Here is a 4,111-nt window from a genome sequence, read left to right as displayed (position 1 = left end):
AACTGATAACTGATAACTGATAACTGATAACTGATAACTGATAACTGATAACTGATAACTGATAACTGATAACTGATAACTGATAACTGATAACTGATAACTGATAACTGATAACTGATAACTGAAACTGCTTAAACCCAAGAATGGAGAGCGCGTAATTGGGGCGTTTTTTTAGCTTGGTGGGTCTGCATTCTTTGTAAAACATCATCGAGAATTGTCACCGCTTCCCGGATATATTCCCCCTTATTAAGCATGACACATTCGGCCCTTTCGGCCATAGCGGCATCGGTAATCTCGGCCCGGGAAGGAATACTTTTCTTGACCAGATTTTCTAGGACTTGGGTGGCCCAAATTACCGGAATATGGGCCGCTTCGCATAACCAGAGAATTTCCTCTTGAATTTCTGCTAGTCTTTGATAGCCAATTTCTACAGCCAAATCACCCCGGGCAATCATCACCCCAAAAGGTTGTTTACCGGCGGCATGGATGATTAATTCGGGAAGATTTTTCACGGCTAAAGGTGTTTCTATTTTGGCCACGATTGCTTTTTGTCGCCAAGCATCCCCCAAACGACTTTGTAACTCTAGCTGTAGTGTCTCGATATCGCTGGCTTTTTGTACAAAAGAGTAACCGATAATATCGGCATTTTCGGCAATAAAATCTAAATCTTGCCGGTCTTTTGCGGTCAAAGGATCGATATTTAAGACGGTATCGGGGAAATTTAGGCCTTTATCTGCTTTGAGTTTTTCCCCTTTCTCCCTAGCGTGGGTAATTTTTAGTAAAAGACCTTCCGGCATTATGGCAATAACTTCAGCCCCAATATGACCATCATCAATCCAAACTTTCGCCCCGACGGGAATTTGGGGAATAATTTCCGGTTGGGAACAATTAGCCTGAAAATACTGAGGATGGGCAGTATGGGGCGGTTGGGTGGTTAAGAGGAGAAAATCCCCTTGATATAGTCTGGTTTGGGACTGGGGGGCTAAAATCTGTTCTAAACGGATTTTTGGGCCGGCTAAGTCCATATAAACCTTACAGGTATGTCCATTGACTAAATTTTCGGGATTTTTGACCGCCTCGCGCAGATTGTCGATCATTCCCTGCCACTCTTTGGGTCCATCATGGGCGCAATTAATGCGAATACAGTCCATCCCGCAACGCAGTAATTGAGCGATAAAATCGGGGTCGGTTGCCGCTTCCGTCGGCATTGTCACCATAATTCGCACCCGACGCCGGGGGGAAGGCAGACCGAAAACTTCGGCACTATGGGAGGCTAAAAGTTGATCTCCTTGGAAAAATGCCTCTAAAGGGGGATGTTTGGGTAATAATGAGGATTCTTGATGACAAACCGCCCCTAAAGTGGCAATTACGGCATCGAGGGTCGGTAAAACTTTCGATTCAATCCGGCCTAGGGAAGATAATCCCCAGGGCATTAAAGCTAATTGTAAATCCCGGATATCTTCTTGTCTCAGGGCGAGATAATAGGCTAAATTACGGGTGCTAGGTTCAAAATTATCCTTTTCAATCAGGTTTTTCCACTGCTGCAATTTCTCCTCTCCTTCTACTGTCACAAAATGCCGTAACCTTTGCAGATGATGGAGGAGAGTTTGGGGATAGGATAATTGTTCTCGTTTGAGTTGTTCTGAGAGAGTTAAAGACATAAAATCAAGTAAAAATTAAAAATCGTCAATTAAGCAGGGAGGCACAATTATTTGTAGGATGGGTTAGCGGTAGCGTAACATGAGCGGGCGTTGGGTTTCATGCTTCAACCCAACCTACGTTCATCTTATATTTAATTCCATCCACCTACTTACTAAGGCAATATTTGCCTAGAAAATGCTCACTTTCCCCGCTTATATTGCTTTTGGCTGGTTATGGGGTCAGTTCTTGGACATAATCTCTCTGTTTCTATACTAAGCAAATATCCCGTCTCTAGAAGTTAATTTTTGCTACGATTTATGTCGGTTATCTTAACGGTGAGGTGGGAAGTTTTGGTTTTCGGTGGTCGGTGGTCGATACTAGAAAAGTTAGGTTTATCGGTGAAAAATTATCGATAAGTTTCCCTGTCTTATGCCTTTGATATTATTAAAAATAATGGCGGACATTAGTTGAATAAATTATCTTTTTTGAGCTATATTAAGTAGGTAGGCACAATTATTTGTAGGATGGGTTAGCGGTAGCGTAACATGAGCGGGCGTTGGGTTTCATGCTTCAACCCAACCTACGTTCATTTTATATTTAATTCCACCCACCTACTTAAAGGTGCATAAAGTGATTAGTAACTACAGTATTAAGTTTTATGAAGGGAGGGAATGCTCCAGAATCGCGACTATAATGATTAAACAGATCATTCCTGTGTCGGCTAGAGCGAGAAAATATGTCTGCCACTGAATACGAAGCAATTATCGGTTTAGAAACCCACTGTCAACTCAACACCAAAAGCAAGATATTTTGTTCCTGTCCTACCAACTTCGATAGTCCCCCCAATACTAACGTCTGTCCCGTCTGTTTGGGTTATCCGGGGGTATTACCCGTCCTTAACCAAGAAGTCCTGGCCAGTGCTGTTAAACTGGGATTAGCTATCGATGGTAAAATCACACCTCATAGCAAATTTGATCGCAAACAGTATTTTTATCCCGACCTGCCGAAAAATTATCAAATTTCTCAGTATGATCTCCCTATTGTCGAACAGGGTCAACTAGAAATCGAGATCGTCGATAAAAAAACTAAGGAAGTTAGCCGCAAAATTATCGGCATTACCCGTCTGCACATGGAAGAAGACGCGGGAAAACTGGTTCATGCGGGCAGCGAACGTCTCTCCGGTTCCACCCATTCCCTCGTGGATTTTAATCGTACAGGTGTACCATTATTGGAAATTGTCTCGGAACCGGATTTACGCACCGGGGCCGAAGCGGCGGAATATGCCCAAGAATTGCGGCGTTTAGTGCGTTATCTCGGCATCAGTGACGGTAATATGCAGGAAGGTTCCCTGCGCTGCGATGTCAATATTTCCGTTCGCAAAAAAGGCACTAAAAAGTTTGGGACTAAGGTAGAAATTAAAAATATGAACTCCTTTAGTGCTATCCAAAAAGCCATAGAATACGAGATTGATCGACAAATTGAAGCGATAAAAAATGGGGAATTGATCGTACAAGAAACCCGTCTTTGGGAAGAAGCTACTCAGCGGACGATTAGTATGCGGAAAAAAGAAGGTTCTAGCGATTATCGCTATTTTCCCGAACCGGATTTACCCCCCCTAGAAGTCTCCCCCGAACAGTTAAAAGCTTGGGCGGAAGAATTACCGGAATTACCCGCTCGTAAACGTCGTCGTTATGAAGAAGAATTTGGTCTTTCCGCCTACGATGCCAGGGTTTTAACCGATGATCGCACCGTGGCCGAATATTTTGAAACTGCTGTAATTGCGGGGGCAAATGCGAAATTAGTCGCTAACTGGATCAGTCAAGATATCGCCGCTTATTTGAATAATAATAAGCTGACGATCACAGAAATTGCCCTGCAAGCGTCAGACTTAGCTGAATTAGTTAAACTGATTGAAACCGGAACAATTAGTGGCAAAATTGCTAAGGAAATTTTACCAGAACTTCTCACCGAAGGCGGTTCACCCAAAGCACTGGTGGAAAAGAAAGGATTAATACAAATTTCTGACACTTCTGCGATCGAAAAACTGATCGAGGAAATTATCGCCGCCCATCCAAGCGAGTTAGAAAAATTCCGGGCGGGTAAAACCAATCTTAAGGGATTTTTTGTTGGTCAAGTCATGAAAAAAAGCGGCGGTAAAGCCGATCCTAAATTAACTAGCCAAATCTTAGATCAAAAACTTTCTGGTTAGTTATATTCAGTGATCAGTAATCAGTAAACAGTAATCAGTGGGGAGCTTTTTTTCAGTGATCAGTAAACAGTAAACAGTAATCAGTGAACTTAAAACTCAAATCTGATAACTGGTAACTGATAACTGATAACTGGTAACTGATAACTGATAACTGATAACTGATAACTGATAACTGATAACTGATAACTGATAACTGATAACTGATAACTGATAACTGATAACTGATAACTGATAACTGATAACTGATAACTGATAACTGAT

Annotated in this window: 2 protein-coding genes; one reads left to right on the top strand and one right to left on the bottom strand. The window is 42.2% G+C overall.

Annotated features, from left to right (window positions below; all coding sequences use genetic code 11):
* Nucleotides 1-131 precede the first annotated feature (131 nt).
* Nucleotides 132-1,661: a pyruvate kinase gene (locus tag IQ242_RS18300; protein WP_193960953.1), complete on the bottom strand. Its 1,530-nt coding sequence runs from the start codon at nucleotides 1,659-1,661 to the stop codon at nucleotides 132-134.
* A gap of 716 nt (nucleotides 1,662-2,377) precedes the next feature.
* Between IQ242_RS18300 and gatB the strand changes: the two genes are divergently transcribed.
* Nucleotides 2,378-3,850: an Asp-tRNA(Asn)/Glu-tRNA(Gln) amidotransferase subunit GatB gene (gatB, locus tag IQ242_RS18295; protein ID WP_193960952.1), complete on the top strand. Its 1,473-nt coding sequence runs from the start codon at nucleotides 2,378-2,380 to the stop codon at nucleotides 3,848-3,850.
* Nucleotides 3,851-4,111: the final 261 nt, after the last annotated feature.

Source organism: Microcystis sp. LEGE 08355, from assembly GCF_015207185.1.
GTDB lineage: Bacteria > Cyanobacteriota > Cyanobacteriia > Cyanobacteriales > Microcystaceae > Microcystis > Microcystis panniformis.
This window is presented reverse-complemented; position numbering and strand designations above follow the sequence as displayed.

Excerpts from the sequence above, each read along its gene's own strand:
- IQ242_RS18300 (WP_193960953.1), bottom strand. The coding sequence starts at position 1,661 with ATGTCTTTAACTCTCTCAGAACAACTCAAACGAGAACAATTATCCTAT.
- gatB (WP_193960952.1), top strand. The coding sequence starts at position 2,378 with ATGTCTGCCACTGAATACGAAGCAATTATCGGTTTAGAAACCCACTGT.